This is a genomic window from Dyella sp. (genome assembly GCF_036746095.1).
Lineage (GTDB): Bacteria > Pseudomonadota > Gammaproteobacteria > Xanthomonadales > Rhodanobacteraceae > Dyella_B.
This window is the reverse complement of sequence record NZ_DAIOEU010000066.1, coordinates 1-24,405: the sequence shown is the minus strand read 5'-3', so window position 1 is coordinate 24,405 and position 24,405 is coordinate 1. Positions and strand designations below refer to the sequence as shown.

The following is a 24,405-nucleotide window of genomic DNA, read 5'->3' as shown; positions in this document are numbered from 1 at the left end:
CCTGGCCGCCGAGCTTGCCTTCGGTGCCCACTTCGCGCGCCACGCGCGTCACTTCCGAGGCAAAGCCGTTGAGCTGGTCCACCATCACATTGATGGTGTTCTTCAATTCCAGGATTTCGCCTTTCACTTCCACGGTGATCTTCTTGGAAAGATCGCCGGAGGCCACCGCCGTCGTTACTTCGGCGATATTGCGCACCTGGCCGGTGAGGTTGGTGGCCATGGCGTTGACGTTGTCGGTCAGGTCCTTCCAGGTGCCGGCCACGCCACGCACCTTAGCCTGGCCGCCGAGCTTGCCTTCGGTGCCCACTTCGCGCGCCACGCGCGTCACTTCCGAGGCGAACGAGGCAAGCTGCTCCACCATCGTGTTGACCACCTTGCCGATGCGCAGGAACTCGCCGCGCAAGGGACGGCCATCGATCTCTACCGTCATCGACTGCGACAGGTCCCCTTTCGCCACCGCACCGATCACGCGGGCGACTTCCTTGGTCGGCTGCACCATGTCTTCGATCAATTCGTTCACGGCCAGGATCGCGCTTTCCCAGCCGCCAGTGGCCGCCTTGACGTGTCCGCGCTGGGTGATCTTGCCTTCCTTGCCGACCACCTGCGACAGGCGCTCGAGTTCTGCCGTCATCTGCTGATTGAGATCCACCACTTCGTTGAACAGTTGCGCCAATTCGCCATCGGGACCTTGCAGGTCTTCGGGCAGGCGCACTTGAAAATCGCCGCGTCGAAAACGACGCAGTGCGGCGACGATCTGGTGGCGTTCGAGAATTTCCCTGGTGTCGGCGTTCATGCAAGCCCCCTGCAATGGAAAAGCTTTTGAGTCCAAAGCCATTACGCGGGGGTCGTAAAAAAAACGAACGAACCCCGCATGGCCGCACATCCCGATGCGGAGGCAGTGATAGCACGTCGGTGAACTTGGCTCTCACAAAAATACACGGAAATTTGCACGCCCGGCGTGATGGCGTTGACCCGGCTGTTAGCTGGATTTCAGGTGTTATGCACACCCAGGGGGAGGGGTGTGTAGGTTCCGTGAAGAAGACGCGATCTGGACAGGCATGTGCGCGGCTTTAGACGTCTAAACCAGGGCAAAAAAAGGCCGGATCTCAAGGGGATCCGGCGCGGATGTATCCAGCGTGTTGCAAACGTTGCGCTAACGGTTTCTGAGCATGGCCGTTCAAGCCTGCAGCGCAAGATCAATGCCTGCCGGCCGAAGCATCCACATTGGTGCTGGCTCCGGCATGGGCGTCCCCTGCATTGGCCCCGGCGCTGCCGTTCACTGACGCACCCGTCTGCACCTGGGTGTCGTTGCCGGTCGAGGCGGCCGTATGCGCAGCTTTGTGCGCGGTATGCCTGGCCGCACGGCCGGTGCGGTCGAGGGTGTTTTCCGTGGCTACCGTCGCCCCGTTCGCCGTCTGCGCCGCACCATGCAAGGCGCCGCCGGCGTTGACACCAGCACCGACACCGGCGCCGACATGGATCTGCGCAAAGGCAGGAAGGCTCAGCGCGCTGGCAGCGACGATGGCGGTGATAAGAATGGACTTGCGCATGATATGAACCTCCCGGTGATAACGCCGCGCCCGATGACACGACGAGCAGACGCTAGGCGAGGTGGTGGAACTGGATCGTGAATGAAAGCGGGACGGTTTCAGCTGTGGGACAGCTGGATGAATCGCGGTGAAAGGGGTGGCGAAGTGCTGCGCAAAATTCGGTCTTGCCAATCCCCGCGCGTACGGCGTGCGAATGGCATTTGCTCAAGCATGTACAGCAACAATGCCGTGATGTACTCCCTCTCCCGCGATAGCGGGAGGGTTGGGTTGGAGTGGCTTGTGCTTTAGCGTGCACGCGGCAATGGTGGCGTCGATGCTATTTCAACGCGAGGGGAGTCACACCACTTCCTCCGCAAACGCATGCCGCAACTCCCGCGCCAATTCCTGCATCGAGAACGGCTTGGTGATCACCCGCACGCTGTCATCGAGAATGCCGTTGTGCGTGATCGCATCGCGCGGATAGCCGGTCATGTACAGCACGCGCAGCTTCGGATAAAACGGCCTCACGCTATCGACCAGTTGCTTGCCGTTCTTGCCGGGCATGATCACGTCTGTCAGCAGCAGGGAAATATCCGGATAAGTAGCCAGCTTCCGCTGGGCGGCCTCAGCACCATCTGCGGGAATGGCGGAATATCCAAGCTCAGTGATGCAGGCGACGACGAACCGGCGCACTTCCTCATCGTCTTCGACCACCAGCACTTTCTTCGACGTATTCAATGCAAACACCATGCTCTCCGCAAACGCTTCGGCATCTTGTTGTGCGGAAGTGCGCGGCAGGTACATTTTTACTGTGGTGCCGACGCCCATTTCGGAATAGATCTGCACGTGGCCGCGCGATTGCTTGATGAAGCCGTGTACCTGGCTGAGGCCAAGACCGGTGCCTTGGCCGGGTTCCTTGGTGGTAAAGAATGGATCGAAGGCGCGACGGGTTACTTCCGGCGCCATGCCGGTGCCGGTGTCGGTGACGGTGACCAGCACGTATTGGCCGGGCGTTACCTCGGCGTGTGTGTCGGCAAAGTTCTGGTCGAGATAGGTGTTGGACGTTTCAAGGGTCAGCCGTCCGCCGTTTTTCATCGCGTCGCGGCTGTTCACCGCCAGGTTGAGCAGGGCGCTTTCCAGTTGCGGGCGATCGATGAAGACACGCCAAAGTCCCGGCGCCAGCGTGGTGTCGATGGTGATGTCTTCGCCCAGGGTGCGTTGCAGGATCATCAGCATGCTGCGCACGCAATCGTTGACGTCGATGGATTTGGGTCGTAGCGGCTGCATGCGCGAAAAGGCGAGCAGCCGCTTGGTCAGGTCCGCGCCGCGGTTGGCGGCGCTCAATGCCCGCGACATCACTTCTCGCAAGGCTTCGTCCGTTCTGCCTGTCTGGCGCATTCCCATTTCGAGATTGCCCACGACAATGGCCAGCATGTTGTTGAAGTCGTGCGCCATGCCGCCGGTAAGCTGGCCCAGGGCTTCCATTTTTTGGACTTGCCGCAGCCGCATCTCGGCGGTCTCGCGCTGCTGGATCTGTTCTTCCAGCGCATGGTTTTTTTCTTCGATCGCTTGCTGGCGAGCGGTACCTTCCCGGCGTACGCGATAGGCGAGCAGGCAGGCCAGCAACACTGAAAACAGTATCGCCGCGAGCAGTATCACCCTGGTGTGGTGTGCGGCCGTGAGCCGTTGTTCGAGCAGCGCCGATTCGTTTTGATCCATCTGGCGCGTGAGCGCTTGGATGTCCTGCATCCATTGCAGGCCCCTGTCCGTCTTGACCATTTCCAGCGCCATGCCGCGCTGGCCCTGCGTGTTGAGCTGTATGGTCTGCTGCAGCTCATCCAGCTTGCGCCCGACAAGCGGCCGCAGCTTGCCGAGCAACGCTTGTTGCGCGGCATTGTCGGAGATAAGTGAAGACAGCAGCGATTCGGTGGCGGCGATGTTCGATCGCGCCCGGCTGTACGGTTCCAGATAACGCGCATCTTGCGTCAGCAGAAAGCCGCGCTGTCCCGTTTCCGCGTCGCGCACGTTGCTGTAGAGCTGCACCAGGGTTTCGCGCACGTGCAGGGTGTGCGCCACCCATGAGTCGGCCCGCTCGCTGCTGATGGTGGCGACTATCGCCAGGGCGCAAGCGAGCAGCAGCAAGACAAAGCCGGCGCGAATTTGCAGTTCGCCTGGGTTGTGCCCCTTCCACCGCACCATTCGAAAGCCCCTGTACGATCGAGTACTGCTGAAAAACGGCATCGTAGGTCTAATATTGTGAAGCGTTTGCGGCGATGTCCAGATTGCGGCGCAGCATGATCGGGGCGATATCCACCGGATGAGGGAGAGGACGGCTTGAAGCAGGCACGTGAATTACTGAAGGCGGCGGATATCGCGGCGATGAGCGCCATCCGTTCGGTGCATACCTTGAACCCGAACGCCATCCGGCACAAAAAGCCCGTAGGCGACCTGACGGGTTTGACGCAGTTGGGTGCGCTTGTCATCACGCTCATGCCGGGGCACGAATCGTCGGAATATCACCGGCATCACTACGAGGAAGAGTGTCTCTACATTCTCTCCGGCCAGGGCGAGGCGCACATCGACGAAGCGGCTTATGCCGTAGGCCCCGGCGATTTCCTTGGTTTCCCGCGCAAAGGTCCGGCGCATGTCATCGTCAACACGGGAAACGAGCCGTTGATGTTTTTGGTGATAGGACAGCGACTGGAACAGGACGTATGTGATTACCCGCGCAAAGGCGTGCGGCTATACACAGCAGGCGAGCACGAGAGCTACGTAGCGCTTTGAGCGCCGATCAGTTGCACGAAGCGTGGATGGCGTTCCGCATCACCAGCATCGCCATCATGGCCAGGATCTGCTGTCCGGTTGCCTGCGGATGCAACAGCAGAAACCGATTGCTGTACGGCCCCGCAGGACGGCGCGCGGCGGCGGTGCATACCTTGCCGTCGCCGGACGCCAGCGCGGGCGTCAATGGGTGCCGTGGATCCCATAGCTGCCGGCGCACCGCCCCGTGTTGCGGGCCGCCGGCGATCAGACATTCGACGATCTGTTCCATATTTCCACCCTGTGAGCGCAACGGGCCGCCTCGGCCTTGGTTGGTTGCTGACTGGTAAGCATGTGGCGGGCCATGTTTTTGGGGTGAATGTGCGGGGGATCACGTTTTGGGGTGGTGGTTGGTTTTTGGCATGCGCAACGGGTGCCTATCGGCGGGGCGGGGACGTGGGAAGCCGGGATGACCTTCCCGTATCGTTGGATGGCTGACGGGGGTAGGGCGCTTGTCACCGGAGCTTTCGTAAACCGGTGGCGGGTTGCGTTGCAGTAAGTGACGTTGCACGACAGCGGCAGTGTCCAGGTGTGTCCCGTCGCCAGCCTTGAGGAGTCGCGCCTGGAACGTAATCGCACGCAGCGTGCAGATTGCCGCGCAATAACCCAGTTCGTCATATCCACCCCCACCTCATTGATGCTGCACCGCACTCCGATAAATACTCGATCGTCGCCGTCGCCAGGTAGCGCCATGACCGAGTTACTTTTACCGGATGCTCTCGCTCCACAGCAGCTCGACCACGCATTGACCTTGCCGGCCCGTTTCTATACCGACGCCCGCATGCCGGCGCTGGACGCCACCACGGTGTTCGCGCGCAGCTGGCAACTGGTCTGCCATCAATCGCAGCTGTCGGGCATCGGCGATCACGTGGTGACCGAGATAGCGGGGTTGCCGTTGCTGGTAGTGCGCAGCAACGAGAGCAGCATCCGCGCCTTCCACAACGTATGCCGGCACCGCGCCGGGCCCATCGCCAGTTGCGACGGCCGCGGCGCACAAAACCTGCGTTGCCGCTATCACGGCTGGACTTATGGCCTGGATGGCGTGCTGCGTGGCGCGCCGGAAATGGGCCGCACGCCGGATTTCAATCCCGCGGATATCCGCTTGCCCGAAGTGCGCGTGCAGGTATGGCAAGCGCTGGTCTTCGTCGCCATTGGCGAGGCGCCATCGTTCGAGGCATTCGTTGCGGGCATCGATGCCCGCCTGGGACCGCATCGCGCGCTGGATGGGTATGAGTTCCACCATCGCGTGAGCTACGACGTGGCCTGCAACTGGAAGGTCTACGTCGACAACTATCTGGAAGGCTATCACGTGCCGTGCATCCATCCCGGCTTGAACAGCCTGCTCGATTACCGCAGCTACATCACTGAAACGGCCGAGTGGTATTCGTTCCAATACAGTCCGCTGGAAAGCGGCGACGATCTCTACGGCAGTGGCGAAGCGCTGTATTACTTCCTGTATCCGAACGCCATGCTCAATATCCTGCCGGGCCGCTTGCAGACCAACCGCGTGTTGCCGAACGGCGTGGACCGCTGCCGGGTGGCGTTCGATTTCTACTATGCGCCGGACAGCAGCGCGCAAGCGCAGGCACGGCGCGCCAGGGATATCCAATTCAGCGACGAAGTGCAGGACGAAGACGTCACCATCTGCGAAGACGTGCAGCGCGGCCTGGCGTCCGGCTCCTACGACGCCGGCCGCTTGAATCCGCTGCGCGAAAATGCCGTGCATCATTTCCACGAAATGCTGCGCCGTGCCTATCGCGATTCGCTCGCACGCGCATGAGCGGCGCGCAGCGGTCGCTCGGGCTATGGATGCTGATCGCACTGGTCATCGGAAACATCATCGGCTCGGGCGTGTTCGTATTGCCGGCAGCGCTGGCGCCTTATGGCGCGGCAAGCTTGCTGGGTTGGGGCATCAGCCTGGGTGGCGCGCTGATGCTGGCGCTGGTGTATGCATGGCTGGCGCAGATCGTGCCCAATCATGGTGGCGCGTATGCGTATGCGCGCCGTGCGTTTGGCGATCGCGTCGGCTTTCTGGCGGCGTGGAGTTATTGGGTATGCGTGTGGTCGGCGAACGCGGCGATTGCGGTGGCGTTTGCCGGCAGCCTCGGATCGGTGTGGCCGGCGGCGACCGCGACGCCTTTGCGCAGCGCCTTGTGCGCCTTGGGTGCGTTATGGATTTGCACGTCCATCAGCCTGTCCGGTGTGCGTGAAGCGGGCTACACCGCCATCATCACCACGTCGCTCAAACTGGTGCCGTTGATCGTGTTCGGCCTGCTGGGCCTGGGTTGGGTGCATGCGAGTGCCTTTCATCCTTTCAATGCCAGCGGCTTGCCGTTGGTGAGTGTGGCGTCTTCGGTGGCGGCGCTCACGTTGTGGGCGTTCCTCGGCCTGGAAACCGCCACGGTGCCGACCGGGGTGGTGCGCGATCCGCAACGCACCGTGCCGCGCGCGACGGTGATCGGCATGACCATCGCAGGGCTTGCCACCATGCTGGCCTGCACGGTGGTCGTAGGCATGTTGCCGGCCGGCGTATTGCACGCCTCGGCCGCGCCGATGGCGGAAGCGGCGCGGCGCACGTGGGGCAATGCGGCAGGCATCGGCATTGGCGTCATCGCCAGCATTTCATGCTTCGGCGCGCTCAATGGCTGGGTGCTGCTGCAGGCGCAGACCACCCTGGCGCCGGCGCTGGATGGCTTGTTTCCCAAAGCCTTCGCGCGACTGGATGCGCGCGGCACGCCATGGTTCGGTTTGTTGATCAGCAGCATCCTTGCCAGCGCACTGATCGTTTCCAACTACAGCCGCACGCTGGTGGCGTTGTTTACCTTCACCATCTTGCTATCCACCGCTGCCACGCTGTTGCCGTACCTGATCACGGTGCTGGCATGGTGGCGCATCGATACGACCAGCCGCCGATGGCGGCGGCTGGTTGCGCTGGGTGCACTGGCGTTCGCCGTATGGGCGTTGATCGGTACGGGTGCTGAAACTTTGCTGTGGGGCGCGGTGTTGGTGCTAGCCGGGTTGCCGATCTATCTGTGGCAACGCCGTGGTACTGCCTCGCTGCCCGAAGGCTGACACGCAACCCAATGGCCGTCATTCCCGCTTTCGCGGGAATGACGGCCGTCGAGTATAAGGCGTCGCAAACTCCCAACATTGCAAACCTGTAATGTTCGCGTGCCATGCGCGTGTAACGCCCCTCGTGCCGCTGCGAAGTAGACAGTGCCAAGTCACTCAACTACACCCCAGGATGCCGATCATGTCCACGAAAACCAAGTTCTTCTCCGCACTGGCCCTGGCTGTTTCGGCCACGCTTTCCTTCGCTGGCACGGCTGCAGCAGCCCCGGTGCACAACATCGTGCTTGTGCACGGCGCATGGGTTACCGGCGCGGGCTGGAAACCCGTTTACGACATCCTCGTCAAGGACGGCTATCACGTCTCGATTGCGCAACATCCGCTGACCTCATTCAATGCGGACATCACCGCGGTCAAGCGCATCGTCGACATGCAGGACGGACCGACGATTCTGGTCGGCCACAGCTACGGCGGCGCGATCATCACCGACGTGGGTAACGACGCCAAGGTGGCAGGGCTGGTCTACATCGCCGCCCACGCACTTGATCAAGGCGAAACCGAAGTCGCCAACGGCAAGCGCTATCCGAGTCTGACCAGCCAGACCAAGGACGTAAAAAAGACCGCTGACGGTTATCTCTATCTGGACCCTGCCAAGTACCCGATGGACTTCGCGGCCGATCTTCCCGCCAGGCAAGCGGCGTTCGAGGCGAACGAACAGGTGCTCACCAATGCCAGCGTGTTCACGGCACCCGCCGGCGATCCGGCATGGAAGCACAAGCCGAGCTGGTATGCCGTGGCCGATGCCGATCGCATCATCAATCCCGATCTGGAACGGATGTATGCGGCGCGCGCGCATAGCACCACGATCGACATCAAGAACGGCAGTCACTCGATCTACGAGTCGCATCCGCAGGAAGTTGCCAGGCTGATCGAAGAGGCCGCGCAGCACGCGCTGGCTGGCAAGTAAGCTTCCGTCGTCGCGATGATGGCTCCCTCTCCTACGAGAGTAGGAGAGGGGTGAGGCACGGTTGCTTGTGCTTTAGCGTGAGGCGCGAATGACGCATCGTTACGACCACAGCGTCTTGCCCAGGAACGTAAACGTCCGGTCCCACGCCAACTGCGCCCATGCCGGATCGTACTGCGTACCCGGAATACGCCCCGCCCCCACCGCCGTTTCGTTCGCAAAGGCATGATGCGCGAGATAGCGATGGAACTGTGCATGCACGCCGCTCTCGGCAAATTTCGCTTCCAGCGCATCCACCGCGGTGATCGCAAAGAACTGATCCTGCGTTCCCCAATGCCCGAGCACCGGCACCTTGATGCGCGCGGTGTCGAGGTATTCCAGCGGCGGCAAGCCGTACCACACCACACCCGCCGATAGATCCGCATGCTGGCCCAGCGCGAGCAGGGCGAGTGCGCCGCCCATGCAAAAGCCCATCACGGCAACCTTGGCAGTGCGCTGCTTGAGATAAGCCACGGCGGCGGCGATGTCTTGCGCGGCGGCGTCGCCGAAGTCCAAGCCTTCCATCAGGTGATGTGCCTCCTCTTCTTCCACCGTGAGCTTGCCGCGGTACAGGTCGGGCACCAGGGCGAGATAGCCCGATTGCGCCAGCCGGTCGGCCACGCCGCGGATCTGGTCGTTCAAGCCCCACCATTCCTGGATCACCACTACGGCAGGCGCGCCCTCGGGCTTTCCCGGCAGCGCCAGGTAAGCTTCAAGCCGTTGGCCATCCGGGCGTTGCAGGGCGACCATGGATCCGGTTTTTGCTTGCATGACAATTCCTCGTGAGGGGGAGTGGGGGTGCAGTGTGGATGAGCAAGGCGGTCAAGGTAAGCGCCCATCGCGTCGGCTGCATTGCCGATTGGAACTCGGTTTGTGCCCATTTGGCCGAGCATGCGCGCAACAGCCGTGAAGGCGGCTGGGTGGCTGTCCGCGCGGAGGCGATTTCAGCCGAAAAATCAGCGCTTTGACAATTATTTTCTTCGCGGGGTAGTAGACGTTCTCTCCCAGCGGCGTGATGGGAGCGCAAAAAAAGGCCTCGGCAGATGCAAGAGCTTCATCCTAAAGGCGGTGAATCGGCATCCTCCGCCATCGATGGCGGCACCGGCTTGAGTGATTCGCAGGGCCATGCGCGGGCTGCGCTGTCCCAGACGTCGCCTGCCAGGATGCTGCTGTCGATGGGCGCAGTCATCGCGACGGCCACCATCTTCGGTTTGAGTTACAGCCTGTCCGCTCCGTTGATCGCCGTGAGCCTGGCAGCCCGGGGCTATTCCGATCGCTTCATCGGCATTAACGCGGCCATGCATGCCGTGGGCGTGCTGGCGATCGCGCCATGCATGCCTGCGCTGGCGGGGCGCCTGGGAGCCAGGCGGGTGGCCATCCTGGCGCTGGTGGTGACGGCGCTGACGCTGGCTGCTTTTCCCTTCGTGACGGCGGTGGGGTGGTGGTTTCCACTGCGCGTGTTGCTGGGCGCCGCGGCGGAAGCGCTTTTTGTGATGTCTGAAACCTGGGCCAACAGTCTGAGTGCCGATGAAGCCAGGGGGCGCACCATGGCGATGTACACGGCGTCGCTTTCCTTGGGCATGGTGCTTGGTCCTGCCACGCTTGCTTGGCTGGGCATCAACCGCGATGGCTATTTCCTCGCCGGTTGCCTGTCGCTGTTTGCGGTGGCGTTCATTGCCGGCAGGTGGGTGGTGGCGCCCGCAAGCATCCGGCCTGAGTCGGCCCATCCGATGACTTACGTGCGCATGGCACCCGTCGCGATGGCGACCACCGCGCTCAACGCCGGCGTGGAGACGGCAGGGCTTTCCTTCATCGGCCTGTATGCCGCCGCGCAGGGTTGGACGAACGACCAGGCCATGCGTCTGATTTCGACGCTCATGTTCGGCGCCATCGTGCTGCAGCTGCCTATAGGGTGGCTGGCCGACCGTTTCCCAAAGCGCAAGCTGGCGATGGTGCTTGCCTGGATTTCTGCCGCAGGCGCGCTGTGCTGGCCGTTCGTGCTGGGCCATGCGCTGCTGGCATTCGGTATCGTCTTCTGCTGGGGCGGCGTTTTCGTCGGCATTTATACCGTCATGCTGGCCATGGTGGGCGAGCGCTTTGCAGGCGCCAGCCTTGTCGGCATTTACGCGGTGATGGGGTTGGCATGGGGCGCCGGCGCGCTGGCGGGGCCCACGCTCGCCGGTCTCTCCATGGGTGCCAGCGCACGCTTCGGATTTCCCGCTTTGATTTCGCTGGCATGCGCAGGCTTTGCCGTCTTTTTGTCGCGTTCGCGCAGCGCGGGATAGCGCCCGTGCCGCGAATCGGGGAGCCGTCGTGATTCAACTCGCATTGATTCTGCTGGGTGGTGATTTCGTCAAACGGCAATGGCCGTGGCTGGCAGGCATCGGGCTCGTATGGGCGATGCTGGGCGTGGCGATCTTTATCGATGCGCTGGATGGCGTCATCTATTTTCCGCTGCACTTGTTCGGCTATCTGTTGCTGATCGAGGCCGTGGCCACGCTATGCATGACCTCGCCGACGTCGGATGCGGCCTCGCTGCTCAGGAAGTTGCGCGGTGTGGCGTTCCTCGTGCTGGGATTGCTGATGGTCGACGCCCATCACGCGGCCAACGTGATTCTCGCCATGGCGTTTGGCATGGCTTTTCTCGTCGACGGCGGGTTTCGTATTGCAGCGGCAGCTGTCGTGCGTTTCCAGGGATGGTTCCTGTCGTTGCTCACCGGACTGTTTGAAGTCGGCTTCGCGGCATTCATGTTTGAACCCTATCCCACGTTTTATCAGGGCACGGTTCCGTACTGCATCGGCATGGGGCTGTTTCTTTCGGGCGTGGGTTTGTTGCGCCGGGCCATCCGCCTGGCTCGCCGGCCGGAGCGCATTTCCATCGCAGCGCTGCAATCGAAAGATCTGCCGGACGCGTCGCCGCCAGCCGTGCGCACCAGCGACCTCACACAGGCGGCCGGCCTGCTGGTCGTGCATGTGTGGACGCCGATCGGATCGGCAGGCCAGACGATTCCCCATCCACTGGTCGATCGCTACATCGCGGCCGTCGATACCAGCGGCGTGGTGTCGACCGGGCATGCTGCGCTGGAGTGCACGCCCGATATCTACGTGAGCCATTACCCGGCCGTGGAGATCGATCGATCCAGCGCAAGTTTTTCGCGCGCGTTGAGGGCCACGGCCGATAACAATGTCGCCGGCAAGTTCCAGCCGAGCTACGAAGTGGAAGCTGCCGGATGGTGCGATTCAACCGCCCATGTCGTGTTCGACCGTTTCGATCGTGGCCGCCTGGCGATGTTCTGGGATATCTATCGCCAGGACACCACCTACAACCTCACCAATCGCAATTGCTCCAGCAGCGTGGCGCATTGCCTGGATGCTGCGCTCGAGGGCAGCCTTGGCGCCCACGGAACCGGCTTGGCTCCCTTCTTCCGCGCCATCTTCAATCCGGAACTGTGGTTTGCCGCGCAACTGAGAAAGCGCGCCGAGGCCATGGCGTGGACGCCTGGATTGGTGCTCGATTATGCGCGTGCCTTGCAAGCGGCCATCACGCCGGCGCCATTGGGCTGGGAAAGCCTGTGGTCCGCCATGCAACGATCGTGGCGCTACGGCGTGGCCGTGTTTGCCACGCGGGCTTCGCGGCAGGTCAAAGCCGCGCGCGACAAATCGGGCGTGGGCTCGCAGCAGAAAGATGGTCGTTAGCCACGAACTGCAGTCCCTCCCCTGCGTCAGTAGGGGTGGGGTGCGAGCGTAGCGAGTGGCGAATGCCAGGAGACAACGCAAGGGCGCGGCTTCTTGCTTCGAAAAATTATCGACGACGTTCAGCGGCGTGCTAAAGCCCAAGCAACCCCTCCTCAACTCTTCCCTACTGTCGCAGGGGAGGGAGCAGAACTCGGCACGCCTTAAGTCACTGCCATTGCCCTTAAAATCAGCATTCCCCCGTTCCGGAAAACTCCCCGACGTGCCGCATTCCTCAGGTCCTTTGCTTACCCTCCCGGTGGCCGACACGCTGCTGGCCGCACGTGACGCCGGCACGTCCATCTGGCATGGCTCGCTGGACCTCGGGCGATCGCGCAGCGAGGGCGTGCTGCGCGCGGATGGCTGGCAGTGGAAGGGACAGGACTATCCCTATCCACACAAGCTCAAGGACCGCACGATCTACTATTGGGACGGCGATGCCTTCGCACCGGTATCGCGTTTTTCCGGCTCGCTGATCAAACTGGTGCCCACCGACTGGGGCGCGCCCACCTTCGAGATCGACGGCATCAAGATGCTGCCGACATCGAAGGAATCTCCCATCGAGGATGCGCGCCGCAAAGTGGGGCTGGTCGAACCGCGCGGCAAGGTCGTGCTGGACACCTGTGGCGGCCTGGGTTATTTCGCCGCCTGTTGCCTGGAAACGGGCGTGGCGCGCATCCGCTCGTTCGAGAAGAACCCGGACGTACTGTGGCTGCGCACGCTCAATCCATGGTCGCCCGATCCGGATGATCCCGCCGCTGGTGGCCGCCTTGAGCTGACCCATGCCGACGTGCTGCAAGCGATAGCGCAGGTCGACACGGCATCCGTGGATGCCATCCTGCACGACCCGCCGCGCTTCGGCATCGCCGGCGAGCTGTACTCGCAAGCGTTCTACGAACAACTCGCGCGCGTGCTTCGCCGCGGCGGGCGGTTGTTCCATTACACCGGCAGCCCCAATAAGCTCACCAGCGACCGTGATGTTCCGCGTGAAGTAGCCAAGCGGTTGGAGAAGGCGGGCTTCAAGGTGCAGCTGGCGTTGGACGGCGTGCTGGCGACACGGCGGTAACCCGCGCCGGCGGCATGCGTGGCGTCCACTTCGTGTGGACGCCTTGGCCTTCACAGTAGGGAATGGCTCTAGAACCAGGGGGGGGCTCCGTGACGCCGCAGGACTTCGTATCGCAACTGGGTGCCGAGGTGGTCGACAAGAACTACGCCACCTACCGCAACCTGCTGTTGAACACCGCCGTGAGCACGGCGCTCGATCCTTACTGGCAGCGTGTCTTGACGCTTTTCAGCGAGCTGACGGACGACCAGCGGGAAGTTCTGCTTGAACTCACCCGCCATGTAACGATCGATGCCGTCGCCAACGTGCTGGGCGTCATCGACGGCACCCTCGAACTGGCCGATGCCGACGATGCGTTCCGCTTGACCTATGGCGGCCAGGAACTGGAAGGCGACTTGCAGAGCACCTTTCTGGAGCTGGCCGAACAATCCGCGCCGTAAGCACGAATGGATTCAGGACGCGGTGGCCAAGCCCGATTGCAGCGAATGCCGCGCGTTCAGTTGCGCCGCCAACGCATGCGCCGCCACCCGGATCTCCGGCATCGCCGTACATTCCCACAAATTGCCACGCAACAATGAGCCGATGGCGTGCAAGCCTTGCTGCACGCCGCCCGCTGCGTTGATCAATGAGCCATCCGCTTGCGCCAGGACACCCAGGTGCAGCGGATCGGCAGTTGCCAGGCCATCCTGCAGCAGGCCGGAAAGCAGGGGGTGCTGCGCGAAGCCCACGGCGGTATCCAGCCCGGTGGCCTGCACCACGATGTCCGACTGCAACGTCGTCGCCATCTGCTTGATGCGCGAGCGAACGGTGACGTTCAACGGCCCGTCGCCATCCACCTCCAGCACGCGCGCGGCGCAGACCTGCAACCGTCCTTCATCGCGCAACTGCTGGATGATCTCGGCCGGTTCCGGCGCAAGCCGGTGCCGCGATGATTCCCACAACCAGCGCACGTGCCGCAGGAACTGCCGGCGCTGGCGCGGCGTAAAGCCCCCCCAAAGCTTGGCGTTGATCGGCCGCATGCCGTCGATCACGCTGCGCCAGTCCACTGCCTGATGGGTGCGGAACAAACGGCGGATCTCGGCAAGCATCGGGGCGGGGCCGTCGCATGCGATCAGCTTGGTATTGAGCTCGGCCTGTTGCGGATAGGCATCGATGGGTCGCGCCGGATGCACGAACGGCAGCAAGCCATGCCGCGAGACGGCGACCAGTTCGATGTCCGGCCAACGAATGGATGCGGTGATCAGCGTATCGACGGCCGTGAGTCCGGTACCGATCACGATCAGCCGGCGCGGCTGTATCGCGCGCTCGGCAAGCCGCCACGGGTCGAGCACGTACGCACCGCTGGCCAGTGCGCGTTCCGATACCGTGCGCAACGGGCGCGGCGTGAGCGTGCCGAGTGCAAGCACGACCTGACGCGCCACCAGCATCTCGCCGTTATCCAGTGCGATCTCGTAACCTTCGCGCGTGGCGCGCAAGCGGATGGCGGTGCATGGCGTGACGGCGAAACGACGGCCACGTTGCAGTGCGTGATGCAGGCGCCGGTCCAGTTGCGCCTCGATGTATTCGCCGAACAACCGGCGCGGCAGGAAGTCGGTGGGCCGCGCACCGGCACGATGACGGCTGCCGTACTGCGCGAAATCTTCGTCCGCATCGACATACAGCCCCATGCCGGCCGCGCGCACGTTGAGCAGATGGTGATCGTGCGCAGTGCCGTAAGCCACGCCGCGACCTGCGCGTTCGTGGGTACCCGTCACCCAGTGCACGGTGTCCGGCGCGTCGTGTGCGAGCAGTGCGCCGAATACGGACGCACCTGCCGCGCCGCCGCCAATGATTGCGATATTTGCCATGGGGATGGGCCTTTTGTCAGGGAAGGGGGTCAGGCGAGCGAGGGTTCGCGCGCCGTGGTGTGACACTTCGAAGACCACTGCCCATCCTGCTGATGGAAGCTGCGGTACTGGTTGAGCGCGCCGCCGTAGACATGCAGCGAGAGCGCCTGGCGGTTACGCGAAACATTGCGGCAGCGATGCGCGTAATCCGCGTTGGAAAACGCCACGTAGTCGCCCACGCCGGCTAACAGCGTGTGCGTTGGCGAAAGATGCATCGAAGCTTGTTGCGCGAGGAGCTGGAAGGATTCCACTTCCAGCACGCCATCGAGCACGAACTCCATGCCCCAGAGTTCATCGTGGTCGTGGATGGGAGTGGCGTAGGCCGGAGGCCACAGGATCAACAAGGCTTCGTAGCCATGTGCCTCGCTGCTGCCGAGCGGAATGCGCCGATAAGCAGAAGGCGAAGAAGCGCAAGACAGGTCCGCCGCGTGCGGGCAGCCATGCCATGCGGCCACGTGCGCAAGTGCTTCGGCAATTTTGCCTGCGCTCGGTGACCTATCCTGTTCGATGCAGGCATCGATGGTGGCAAGAACGTGCACGCGCCATGCAGCGTTGGCAGTCGTGAGTGCGTCGTACATCGGCAATCCCAGGTGTTGGCGTACTCGAACTCCAGACAACCATAACGTGCGTTAAAGATACGCTAGAACCTCACGAGCAAATGTCAGGTTGTTATGCGTTTTGCGACATACGGTGACGGTGTGAATCCAATGTTCAAAAAATAGTGGATGGATGGTGCGGTAATATGTTGTTCGTCTTACGTCATAGTTTTGGCGAATGAGCGGATGGCGTGTGTCGAGGCCAACATGGTGCAGTGGGGTTCGGCGTTGCCTCCCCCCATCCTGCGTGAATCAAACGGACTTCACTTCGCCGCCATCCATGCGCAACATCGACCCGGTCATCCAACGCGCCGCGGGCGAAACCAGGAACGCCATCAGTTCGGCAATCTCCTCCGCTGCGCCGTAGCGTGCAATGCCAGCTTCGCGTGGGAAACGTTCCATCGCTTCTTCCACCGTCATGCCGTGCCGTGGCGCCCAGTGCTCCAGATAGGAACGGCGACGGCCTGTCATGACCGGCCCGGGCAATACGCTGTTGACCTGCACGCCGTCGCCGATGCCGCGATCCGCGAACGCTTTTGCCAGCGCAGCGATGGCAGCATTGATGGTGCCGACCGCCGCGTAAGGTGCCTTCGGAAAAATCGCCGAGTTGCCGGAGGTGAACACCACCGCACCCTTGGCTTGTTTCAATGCGGGCCATGCCTGGATGGTCAAGCGCCGCGCGCCATGCAGCTTGAGCGCCATGCCGTCGTCCCATTGTTCATCGGTCATGTCGAACAGATCGACTTGCGGTACTGCGCCGGCAATGTTGAGCAATGCATCGACTCGCCCGAACGCCGCCAGCGTTTGTCCGACGACGGCTTTGGCCGCAGCCTTTTCCGCCAGATCGAGATCGATGATCAACGACTTGGCACCTTGCGCTTCAACGGCGTCTGCTGTTTCCAGCAGGTGGTCGCGGTTTCGCGCAACGAGCACCAGCGAGGCAAAGTCGCGCGCCAGGCGGATGGCGGTGGCGCGGCCGATGCCCTGGCTTGCACCTGTGACGATGGCAGTGGATGGCGACATGGCGGTTTCCTCGATCAGGCGGCGAGAAATTCACGGATGGCGTGCGCGATGTCCTTCGCATGCGTTTCCAGCGCGAAATGGCCGGTGTCGACGAACTGCACCCGCGCATCCGGGATATCGCGCTTGAACGCTTCCGCACCCGGCGGCAGGAAGAACGGATCGTGCTTGCCCCATACCGCGAGAAAGCGCGGACGATGCGTGCGGAAATACATCTGGAAAGTGGGGTAGAGCGCCACATTGCTCTGGTAATCAAGGAACAGGTCCAACTGGACGTCATGCGCACCCGGGCGCGCAAGATAGTAGTTGTCCAGCGCGATGCCGTCGGGCGAGACCAGCGCTTCATCCGCCACGCCATGCACGTACTGCCAACGCGTGGTTTCCGGCGCCAGGAAGGCACGCAAGGCATCGCGGTTGGCCTGCGACGGGTCTTGCCAATAGGCGCGAATCGGATTCCAGCCGTCGCTCAAGCCTTCTTCATAGGCATTGCCGTTCTGCGAAATGATCGCCGTGATGCGTTCCGGATGTTTCACCGCCAGGCGGAAACCGGTCGGTGCGCCGTAGTCGAACACATAGACGGCAAAGCGATCAAAGCCCACTACTTCGGTAAAGCGATCAATCACATCCGCGATATGGTCGAACGTATAGGCGAACTGCTCGCGCGGCGGCATATCCGACAAGCCGAAGCCGGGCAGGTCGGGCGCCACGATGTGGAAGCTGTCGCTCAACAGCGGAATAAGGTCGCGGAACATGTGACCCGAACTTGGGAAGCCGTGCAGCAAAAGCAGCTTGGGTTTATCGGGTGAGCCGGCTTCGCGATAAAAAACGTTCAGGCCGTCGACGTTGGCATGGCGATAGCGGATGGCAGACATGGCAGTTTCCTCTGAATGGAAAAGAATGTGTGGGGGCAGTGCGAATGCGTCAGTCCTTGCCGTGCTTGATAGCATCCATAATGAGGTTCGCGACCAATGCCGGCGCGGTAACACTGGGCACGTGATCGACCGGATACGACACGATGTGCGCCTGCATGCGCTCGGCGACGAAACGCTGCGTTTGCGCCGGGATCATGTGGTCCTGCTCAGCCAGCAGATACCAGGACGGCACGCGTTTCCACAGCGGCGCTCCGGCGGCCACGGTAATGGCCGCGGGTGAAATCGGCGGTTGCGTCGCTGCCAGCATCTGCTGTTCTTCGGCTGTCGCGTGCTGGGCAAAGGCGGTAGCAAACGCGTCGGCGGGAAGCCGGATCCATCCTTGGCCATCCGGGGCAAGCTCAGGGGTCTTGGCGTCGTGCCCGTAGCGGTTGAACACCTCGGCCACGGTTTCGCCCTGGTCCGGCGCAATGCCTGCGACATACACCAGCGCCCGCACCTTGCTGTTTTGAGTTGCGCTGATCACGGCACCGGCGTAGGCGTGGCCAACCAGTACGACCGGTCCGTCGACCTGCTCCAGCGCCTTCTCCAAGGCGGCAGCGTCGTCGGCCAATGACGAGAGGGGCAGGTGAGCAGTAACTGTCTTGATGCCTTCTGAGTGGAGGATGTTGGCGACCTTGCCCCAGGCCGCCTCGCCGGCCCATGCGCCGTGGACAAGTACCGCCGTTGCCGTGCTTGCGTTCATATTGCGGATCCTCTATGCGGGTTCGGATGGGATCCGGGCCTCGGCCCGAATTGAATTTTTGCTAACCGTCTCAACTTCGATTTGAAGGTTATTCTTGCAATAGTAACTTGTCAAGCACTTTTAAGCCGGTTACCTTGCTACCCCAAGGAGATACCCCATGACCCAGTCCATGCCTGCGCTTTTCCTGGCCGATTCCACCGGCCTGGATTTTCTCAATTCGATAGCCACCCCCATTGATACCCCCCTCGATTGGCTGGATGACGGCGAGGGGCTGCTCAGCTGGCTCGCGCAGGCGCGGCTGGTGCCGGAGGCGGTGCTCGAGGACATGCGCAGGCGAGCGATTCCGGGCGAGCTCGATCGGCTGGCCGATCAGGCCAGGGCGCTGCGCGAGTGGTTCCGGGCCTTCGTGCGCGCACATAAGGGACAGCCGTTGCACGCGGCCCAGCTGGCCGAACTCGAACCGCTCAATCAATTGTTGAAGCGCGATGAACGCTATAGCGAAATCGTGGCGCAAGAACACGATGCGTCGTTGGCGCCGCGCTTGATCCAGACGCGCCATTGGTCTTCGCCGGCGAGCTTGCTGCTGCCGGTCGCCGAAGCGATGGCGCAATTGGTCTGCACGGAAGATTTCAGTTACGTCAAAGCGTGCGAGGGCCCGACGTGTACCTTGTTGTTCGCCGACCACACGCGCGGCCATGCACGCCGGTGGTGCAGCATGTCGCTGTGCGGGAATCGCGCAAAGCAGGCAGCGCACCGGCATCGCATGAAGACAAACCAGAAAAACTGAACCACTGCGTTATCCATGACCCCGCCATCGTGCGTTTTCGACGCGATCTGCGCTTGAACGACCATCGGCGCTTTGGGCGGCATGCCAGACGCATACGCACATCCTGCCGGTGTATATCCATGCCGATCACGAAGAAGCACCATGGCAACCGGGCGGCGCCAGCCGGTGGTGGCTGCACCATTCCCTGCGCCTTATTCTCGCGTGTTCAATCCGGTACGCCAGGCGCGAAAGTTCGATCCGCATGGCGTGTACCTGCGCCGTTGGTTGCCGGAGTTGGCGGATGTATCCATCGATCCGCTGCATGAGCCGTGGGCCGATCCGGGCGTGGCCAAGCGCACCGGATATCCGCTGCCCATGCTCGATCTGGCGGTATCACGGCGGCAGGCGTTGGGGGCCTATGCGTCGTGGCGCAGGTTGGAGTGAGTGGAACGCGAACTCCAACGTTATAGGTACTTGCATGCCATCTTTGAACCCTCACCCCGGCGTTCGTCGGGGTGAGGATGATCGGCAACGACAATCAGCCATTGCGCCTGGGCAACTTCCAATCCGGCCGAATGAAATGGCAGGTATAGCCATTCGGATAGCGTTCCAGATAATCCTGGTGCTCCGGTTCCGCCTCCCAGAACGGTCCGGCCGGTGCGATTTCCGTGACCACCTTGCCGGGCCAAAGACCGGATGCATCGACGTCGGCCACGGTATCTTCGGCGACTTCCTTCTGCTTTTCGTCGCGATAGAAAATGGCTGAGCGGTAGCTCGTACCGACATCGTTGCCCTGGCGGTTTTTCGTGCTCGGGTCGTGGATCTGGAAGAAGAATTCCAGGATCTGCCGATAGCTGATGCGCGCCGGATCAAACACGATCTCGATCGCTTCGGCGTGCGTGCCGTGATGGCGGTAAGTGGCGTTCGGCACATCGCCACCGGTGTAGCCCACGCGCGTGGCGAGTATGCCCGGGTAGCGCCGCAGCAGATCCTGCATGCCCCAGAAGCAGCCGCCGGCCAGGATCGCGGTTTCGGTGTTGGTCGTCATGTGGTCGCCTCGCGTAAGCCGTTGTGGCTGCGCCCTATATCAGGGGTGGCGCGCCGCGGATCAAGTGTGGTCGCGGCGCGGACGGCAAGAAGATCATTCCTCCGTGACTTGTAGCCGCTCTGTTATTCCTGCCCATGGTGCTAACGTACGGCCCCCATACGCGTTTGCCGGAGCCCTTTCATGTCTCGTGCCCTCACCGCTGTTTCAACCGCCGCCACTCATCGCATGTTTTCGCGCCTGGCTTTGGCGATTGCGATGGGGCTTGCAGCGGGCAGTGCCGGTGCGCAGCAAACACCCACCGACAAGGTACCTGCGCCGCAGGACAAGCCATACCCCGGTACGGTAACGATCCACGTCGACGCGAACGATACGGCGCAGGGTATTTTCCGCGTGCACGAAACCATTCCCGTGCAGGCCGGCGCATTGACCTTGCTGTATCCGCAGTGGATTCCCGGCGATCACTCGCCCACCGGGCCGATCAACATGCTGGCCGGGCTCAAGCTCACCGCCGCCGGCAAGCCACTGAAGTGGAAGCGCGACGAATACAACGTGTACGCGTTCCATGTCGACGTGCCTGCAGGCGTGTCGAGCATCGATGCCAGCTTCCAATATCTATCGGGCCGCACGGATAACGAAGGCTTCGAGATCACGGATCGCATGATGGACATGGCATGGAGCAAGGTGCTGCTCTATCCGGCCGGCTATTTCTCGCATGGCATCACCTTTGCGCCGAGCGTGACGTTCGCGCGCGGCTGGCAATTCGGCACGGCGTTGGAGACCGCTTCGCAATCGGGCGATACCACCACCTTCAAGCCGGTCACCTTGAACAACCTGGTCGATTCGCCGATCTACGCCGGCCAGTATTTCAAGCGCGTGGATCTCAATCCCGGCGGCGAGGCGCCGGTGCATCTGGATATCGTCGCCGACGAGCCGAAGTATCTGGTGATAACGCCGGAGCAACTGCAAGCGCATCGCAACCTGGTGACACAGGCGACCAGGCTGTTCGGCTCGCATCACTACGATCACTACGATTTCCTGTTCTCGTTGTCCGACGTGCTGGCGGGCAACGGCACGGAGCATCATCAATCCAGCGAGAATGGCCTGGGCACCGACTATTTCACCGCATGGAGCGATGCCGCGCCGGATCGCGATCTGCTTGCCCACGAATACACCCACTCCTGGAACGGCAAATTCCGCCGCCCGGCCGATTTGTGGACACCCAATTTCAACGTGCCGATGGGCGACTCGCTGCTGTGGGTTTACGAAGGGCAAACCCAGTACTGGGGCTTTGTGCTTACTGCGCGCGCGGGTATGTGGTCTGCGCAGCAATTCCGCGACGCGCTCGCCATGGTGGCGGCCAACTACGAGCGCAACCGCGAAGGCTTCCAGTGGCGCAGCTTGGAAGACACCACCAACGATCCCACTGCCGCGCGCCGTTCCAGCCTGCCGTACCGCAGCTGGCAGATGAGCGAGGATTACTACAGCGGCGGCCAGATGATGTGGCTGGAAGTGGATGCGAAATTGCGCCAGCTTACTCATGACCATAAATCGCTGGACGATTTCGCGCGCGCTTTCTTCGGCGTCGACAACGGCAGCTATGTCACCAAGACCTATACCTTTGACGACGTGGTCGCCGCGCTCAACGGTGTGGCGCCTTTCGATTGGGCCAGCTTCTTGCGCGCGCGCGTCGACGAACTCAACCCGCCCCTGCAAAACGGCCTTGCCGCCACCGGCTGGAAACTGGTCTACACCGATCAGGAAAGCGCCTATGAAAAGGAGTACAACAGCCGCCCGCAATCGTCGCGGCATTTGTACAACTTCGCCTGGTCGATCGGCCTGACGATGGGCGACAACGGCCAGATCAACGACGTGCGCTGGGATGGCCCGGCATTCAAGGCGGGTGTCAGCACCGGCGCTACGCTGGTTGCCGTCAACGGCCAGAACTATTCCACCGACGTGCTGAAAAGCGCGATCACCGCGGCCAAGGCCAGCACCGCGCCGATCCAGCTGCTGCTGAAATACCAGGGCGGTTATCGCACGGTAGCGGTGGATTATCACGGCGGCCTGCAATACCCGCATCTGGTGCGCGTGGAAGGCACGCCGGATTATCTGGATGAGATCATCGCGGCGCGTAAGTAAGTGCTGCAGCTGAGTGGCTTGATGGCAAGGAAATGCAGGCTGGGATGACACTTCAGCGCCGCCATGTGCAAGCATCCTGGAATTTCATTCCGGTGGTATCTATGGCGCAAGGGAATTCTCCGGATGATTTATCCGGGCTTGAACGAGCGAAAATCCGCCGGCGAACCATCCTTGTTGGCGTTGCCCGTTTAGCGATTACGATATTGGTTATGGCTCTACTGGCGGGGATCGGCTTTTTGCTGTGGGTGATTCTTGCGCTCAATCTTCATGCGTTGAAGTGATCGGTGGAGAGGAAACCATGACCAAAGACGAAGCAGAACAGTTAAGCATCGCGCTTATGCAAATCGTGGGCATCCTGGATCAGAGCATCATGTTCGTGCGAGACAAGGACGATGAGGCTAACGGGCTTCAATATCGCCGCGCTGCAGGCAAGGTGATGGCCGGCATCTTCATGAATCTCGAAGAACCACTTTGGGAGCGTTTCCCGGAACTCAGGCCCCGACGAATGGGCGGCCCTTACAGGGTGAGCCCGGAGATCTATGAGCCACTGTTTTACGAGCGATATGGCGATGTTGAAGAAAATGACGAGTGAGTTGTTTTCCAGCAACTGATTTCACAATCCACAACAACGAATCCAGCCCTGAGGACCGCCATGACCACCCTCGCTCGCCGCCCCCAGGTTTGCGTGCTGGGAAGTGCCGAACCTGGCTCCAAGGCTTACCACCTGGCCGGCGAGGCGGGCGAATTGCTCGCTCGGTCGGGCATCACCGTCATCAGCGGCTGCGGCAGCCCCGCGACCCGAATCGCCGCACAACGTGCGCAGGCGGCTGGCGGGTTGGTCATCAGCATCATCCCGGACGCCGACATGCCGGCACCGGACTGGCCGGCGACGGTGGTCATACCCTGCGGCATGGGCGATGCGCGAAATCTGCTGATGGCGCTCGCCGGCGATGCGTGCATCGTTATCGGCGGCCGCGCCGGCACCATCTCCGAGGTGTGTCTCGCCTGGCTTCATCGCCGGCCACTGTTGCCGCTGGAAGGTTGTGGCGGTTGGTCGGACGGCTTGCTCAAGCATCCGCCTGACGAGCGGCAAAATTCGCCCATTTTGCCGTGGGATTCCGTGGCGACCCTGGAAGCCCGGCTCAGCGCCCTGGGCCTGATAAGATGACCCTCCGAGCAGAGCGCGGCGGCGCGGGTTGGGGTGAGCGGAACGAACCCCATGTAAGCACCTGCCTGTGCTGGCGTTCCTTTCGTGCCATACCCGCAACGAATGGCCGGCCAGGGAGCACTCACCGCTACGCCGGCCAACGTGGCCAATACCACGCCAGGCCGGTATCGAGTAACGAGACCAACCCATGCCTTCTCCCTGTTTGCAAGCTGTTCCTGTGGCGGAAACGCCCTGCATCCGCACGGTCGCGCAGCTGCCTATCCATCTGGCTGACGGCCGCGAGGCGGCCAGCACCATCTACAGCTTCAGCGGACTTTCCGATGGCAAGGAACATTTCGCGCTGCGCTTCGGCGATCGCGATACCGATGCGCCGCTCGTGCGCGTGCATTCCGAATGCATGACCGGCGACGTGCTCGGTTCGGCGCGCTGCGATTGCGGCCCGCAGTTGCAGGAATCGCTACGCAGGCTGCACGAGGAGGGCGGTTATCTGCTCTACATGCGCCAGGAAGGCCGCGGCATCGGGCTTTACGCCAAGCTGGACGCTTACCGTCTGCAGGAGCAGGGACATGACACCTACGCCGCCAACCGCGCCCTGGGCCATGGCGACGACGAACGCGATTACACCGCCGCCGCCGAGATGCTGAAGGCGCTGGGCGTATCGCGCATCACGCTCATCACCAACAATCCGGACAAGCGCAGGCAACTGGAAGCGCTGGGCATCGACGTGGCCGGCATGCGGCCCACCGGCGTTTTCTCCGGGCGCCACAACTTGCCCTATCTGGAAGCCAAGATCCGCCACACCCGCCACACCATGGTGTTGCCGGACGTGGCGGAAGAATCCTGACGACGGGACCCCATCCCCATGGCCGTCATTTCCGCGAAAGCGCATTGCTGTCCGGGAAAATGAAGTTCTTCAGAAATGCGCGGGCATAGCACCCCGCATCGAAAATTT

General features: G+C 62.2%; 27 protein-coding genes. 16 read left to right on the top strand and 11 right to left on the bottom strand.

What is annotated here, in order from left to right; genetic code table 11:
- From V7M64_RS19300 to V7M64_RS19290, 3 genes are all read right to left on the bottom strand, one after another.
- Positions 1-793: HAMP domain-containing protein (locus V7M64_RS19300; protein WP_333681430.1), on the bottom strand; the 793-nt coding region annotated here is incomplete at its 3' end.
- A gap of 403 nt (positions 794-1,196) precedes the next feature.
- On the bottom strand, positions 1,197-1,550 hold the full coding sequence (locus tag V7M64_RS19295) for a hypothetical protein (RefSeq protein WP_333681428.1): 354 nt from the start codon (positions 1,548-1,550) through the stop codon (positions 1,197-1,199).
- 336 nt (positions 1,551-1,886) lie between these two features.
- Positions 1,887-3,728, bottom strand: coding sequence for a CHASE3 domain-containing protein (locus tag V7M64_RS19290; protein ID WP_333681426.1), 1,842 nt, complete (start codon positions 3,726-3,728; stop codon positions 1,887-1,889).
- Positions 3,729-3,863: 135 nt separating this feature from the next.
- Between V7M64_RS19290 and V7M64_RS19285 the strand changes: the two genes are divergently transcribed.
- Positions 3,864-4,313 (top strand): cupin domain-containing protein, encoded by a 450-nt coding sequence (locus V7M64_RS19285; protein WP_333681424.1) that lies wholly within the window; start codon positions 3,864-3,866, stop codon positions 4,311-4,313.
- Between the two features lie 7 nt (positions 4,314-4,320).
- Here the strand turns inward: V7M64_RS19285 and V7M64_RS19280 are convergent, their stop codons facing one another.
- Entirely contained in the window at positions 4,321-4,581 is a 261-nt protein-coding gene (locus V7M64_RS19280; RefSeq protein WP_333681422.1) for a hypothetical protein, read from the bottom strand.
- Positions 4,582-5,040: 459 nt separating this feature from the next.
- On the opposite strand from V7M64_RS19280, the gene V7M64_RS19275 reads away from it, so the two are divergent.
- The 3 genes from V7M64_RS19275 to V7M64_RS19265 all read left to right on the top strand — a co-directional run bounded on the left by V7M64_RS19275 (position 5,041) and on the right by V7M64_RS19265 (position 8,385).
- Positions 5,041-6,129 (top strand): SRPBCC family protein, encoded by a 1,089-nt coding sequence (locus tag V7M64_RS19275; RefSeq protein WP_333681421.1) that lies wholly within the window; start codon positions 5,041-5,043, stop codon positions 6,127-6,129.
- Complete coding sequence (locus V7M64_RS19270; protein ID WP_333681420.1) at positions 6,126-7,421, top strand: amino acid permease; 1,296 nt, start codon at positions 6,126-6,128, stop codon at positions 7,419-7,421. Before V7M64_RS19275 ends, V7M64_RS19270 begins: the two co-directional genes overlap by 4 nt.
- Positions 7,422-7,602: 181 nt before the next feature.
- On the top strand, positions 7,603-8,385 hold the full coding sequence (locus tag V7M64_RS19265) for an alpha/beta hydrolase (protein ID WP_333681418.1): 783 nt from the start codon (positions 7,603-7,605) through the stop codon (positions 8,383-8,385).
- 99 nt (positions 8,386-8,484) lie between these two features.
- Here the strand turns inward: V7M64_RS19265 and V7M64_RS19260 are convergent, their stop codons facing one another.
- Complete coding sequence (locus V7M64_RS19260) at positions 8,485-9,192, bottom strand: dienelactone hydrolase family protein (RefSeq protein ID WP_333681416.1); 708 nt, start codon at positions 9,190-9,192, stop codon at positions 8,485-8,487.
- A gap of 38 nt (positions 9,193-9,230) precedes the next feature.
- Between V7M64_RS19260 and V7M64_RS19255 the strand changes: the two genes are divergently transcribed.
- The 5 genes from V7M64_RS19255 to V7M64_RS19235 all read left to right on the top strand — a co-directional run bounded on the left by V7M64_RS19255 (position 9,231) and on the right by V7M64_RS19235 (position 13,656).
- Positions 9,231-9,389 carry a hypothetical protein gene (locus V7M64_RS19255; protein WP_333681414.1) on the top strand — a complete coding sequence of 53 codons (159 nt, stop codon included), beginning with the start codon at positions 9,231-9,233 and terminating at the stop codon, positions 9,387-9,389.
- Positions 9,390-9,464: 75 nt separating this feature from the next.
- The gene (locus V7M64_RS19250) at positions 9,465-10,706 is read left to right on the top strand and encodes an MFS transporter (protein ID WP_333681412.1); all 1,242 of its coding nucleotides are present in this window, start codon (positions 9,465-9,467) and stop codon (positions 10,704-10,706) included.
- A 28-nt stretch (positions 10,707-10,734) separates the two neighbouring features.
- A complete protein-coding gene (locus V7M64_RS19245; RefSeq protein ID WP_333681410.1) occupies positions 10,735-12,117 on the top strand; it encodes a DUF308 domain-containing protein in 1,383 nt (460 codons plus the stop codon).
- A gap of 259 nt (positions 12,118-12,376) precedes the next feature.
- Positions 12,377-13,219, top strand: coding sequence for an MnmC family methyltransferase (locus tag V7M64_RS19240; protein ID WP_333681408.1), 843 nt, complete (start codon positions 12,377-12,379; stop codon positions 13,217-13,219).
- A gap of 89 nt (positions 13,220-13,308) precedes the next feature.
- A complete protein-coding gene (locus tag V7M64_RS19235) occupies positions 13,309-13,656 on the top strand; it encodes a hypothetical protein (protein ID WP_333681407.1) in 348 nt (115 codons plus the stop codon).
- A gap of 12 nt (positions 13,657-13,668) precedes the next feature.
- Here V7M64_RS19235 and V7M64_RS19230 read toward each other — a convergent pair whose 3' ends face one another.
- The 5 genes from V7M64_RS19230 to V7M64_RS19210 all read right to left on the bottom strand — a co-directional run bounded on the left by V7M64_RS19230 (position 13,669) and on the right by V7M64_RS19210 (position 18,332).
- On the bottom strand, positions 13,669-15,063 hold the full coding sequence (locus tag V7M64_RS19230; RefSeq protein ID WP_333681406.1) for an FAD/NAD(P)-binding protein: 1,395 nt from the start codon (positions 15,061-15,063) through the stop codon (positions 13,669-13,671).
- Positions 15,064-15,092: 29 nt separating this feature from the next.
- The gene (locus V7M64_RS19225; protein WP_333681404.1) at positions 15,093-15,680 is read right to left on the bottom strand and encodes a cysteine dioxygenase family protein; all 588 of its coding nucleotides are present in this window, start codon (positions 15,678-15,680) and stop codon (positions 15,093-15,095) included.
- Positions 15,681-15,950: 270 nt separating this feature from the next.
- A complete protein-coding gene (locus V7M64_RS19220; protein WP_333681403.1) occupies positions 15,951-16,721 on the bottom strand; it encodes an SDR family oxidoreductase in 771 nt (256 codons plus the stop codon).
- A gap of 14 nt (positions 16,722-16,735) precedes the next feature.
- On the bottom strand, positions 16,736-17,590 hold the full coding sequence (locus V7M64_RS19215; protein ID WP_333681402.1) for an alpha/beta hydrolase: 855 nt from the start codon (positions 17,588-17,590) through the stop codon (positions 16,736-16,738).
- A gap of 49 nt (positions 17,591-17,639) precedes the next feature.
- Positions 17,640-18,332, bottom strand: a complete 693-nt coding sequence (locus V7M64_RS19210; protein WP_333681400.1) for an alpha/beta hydrolase — start codon at positions 18,330-18,332, stop codon at positions 17,640-17,642.
- 157 nt (positions 18,333-18,489) lie between these two features.
- On the opposite strand from V7M64_RS19210, the gene V7M64_RS19205 reads away from it, so the two are divergent.
- Positions 18,490-19,119 carry an ABATE domain-containing protein gene (locus V7M64_RS19205; protein WP_333681398.1) on the top strand — a complete coding sequence of 210 codons (630 nt, stop codon included), beginning with the start codon at positions 18,490-18,492 and terminating at the stop codon, positions 19,117-19,119.
- Between the two features lie 141 nt (positions 19,120-19,260).
- Positions 19,261-19,542 (top strand): FAD-binding domain-containing protein, encoded by a 282-nt coding sequence (locus tag V7M64_RS19200; RefSeq protein WP_333681396.1) that lies wholly within the window; start codon positions 19,261-19,263, stop codon positions 19,540-19,542.
- A gap of 94 nt (positions 19,543-19,636) precedes the next feature.
- Here V7M64_RS19200 and msrA read toward each other — a convergent pair whose 3' ends face one another.
- Positions 19,637-20,146 carry a peptide-methionine (S)-S-oxide reductase MsrA gene (gene msrA, locus V7M64_RS19195; protein WP_333681394.1) on the bottom strand — a complete coding sequence of 170 codons (510 nt, stop codon included), beginning with the start codon at positions 20,144-20,146 and terminating at the stop codon, positions 19,637-19,639.
- A 180-nt stretch (positions 20,147-20,326) separates the two neighbouring features.
- On the opposite strand from msrA, the gene V7M64_RS19190 reads away from it, so the two are divergent.
- The 5 genes from V7M64_RS19190 to ribA all read left to right on the top strand — a co-directional run bounded on the left by V7M64_RS19190 (position 20,327) and on the right by ribA (position 24,297).
- On the top strand, positions 20,327-22,285 hold the full coding sequence (locus V7M64_RS19190) for a peptidase M61 (RefSeq protein ID WP_333681392.1): 1,959 nt from the start codon (positions 20,327-20,329) through the stop codon (positions 22,283-22,285).
- Between the two features lie 44 nt (positions 22,286-22,329).
- Positions 22,330-22,566: a hypothetical protein gene (locus tag V7M64_RS19185; protein ID WP_333681390.1), complete on the top strand. Its 237-nt coding sequence runs from the start codon at positions 22,330-22,332 to the stop codon at positions 22,564-22,566.
- A gap of 17 nt (positions 22,567-22,583) precedes the next feature.
- The gene (locus V7M64_RS19180; protein WP_333681388.1) at positions 22,584-22,877 is read left to right on the top strand and encodes a hypothetical protein; all 294 of its coding nucleotides are present in this window, start codon (positions 22,584-22,586) and stop codon (positions 22,875-22,877) included.
- 60 nt (positions 22,878-22,937) lie between these two features.
- Positions 22,938-23,453 carry a Rossmann fold nucleotide-binding protein gene (locus V7M64_RS19175; protein WP_333681386.1) on the top strand — a complete coding sequence of 172 codons (516 nt, stop codon included), beginning with the start codon at positions 22,938-22,940 and terminating at the stop codon, positions 23,451-23,453.
- Between the two features lie 187 nt (positions 23,454-23,640).
- Positions 23,641-24,297 carry a GTP cyclohydrolase II gene (gene ribA, locus V7M64_RS19170; RefSeq protein ID WP_333681384.1) on the top strand — a complete coding sequence of 219 codons (657 nt, stop codon included), beginning with the start codon at positions 23,641-23,643 and terminating at the stop codon, positions 24,295-24,297.
- The last annotated feature ends 108 nt before the right edge of the window (positions 24,298-24,405 follow it).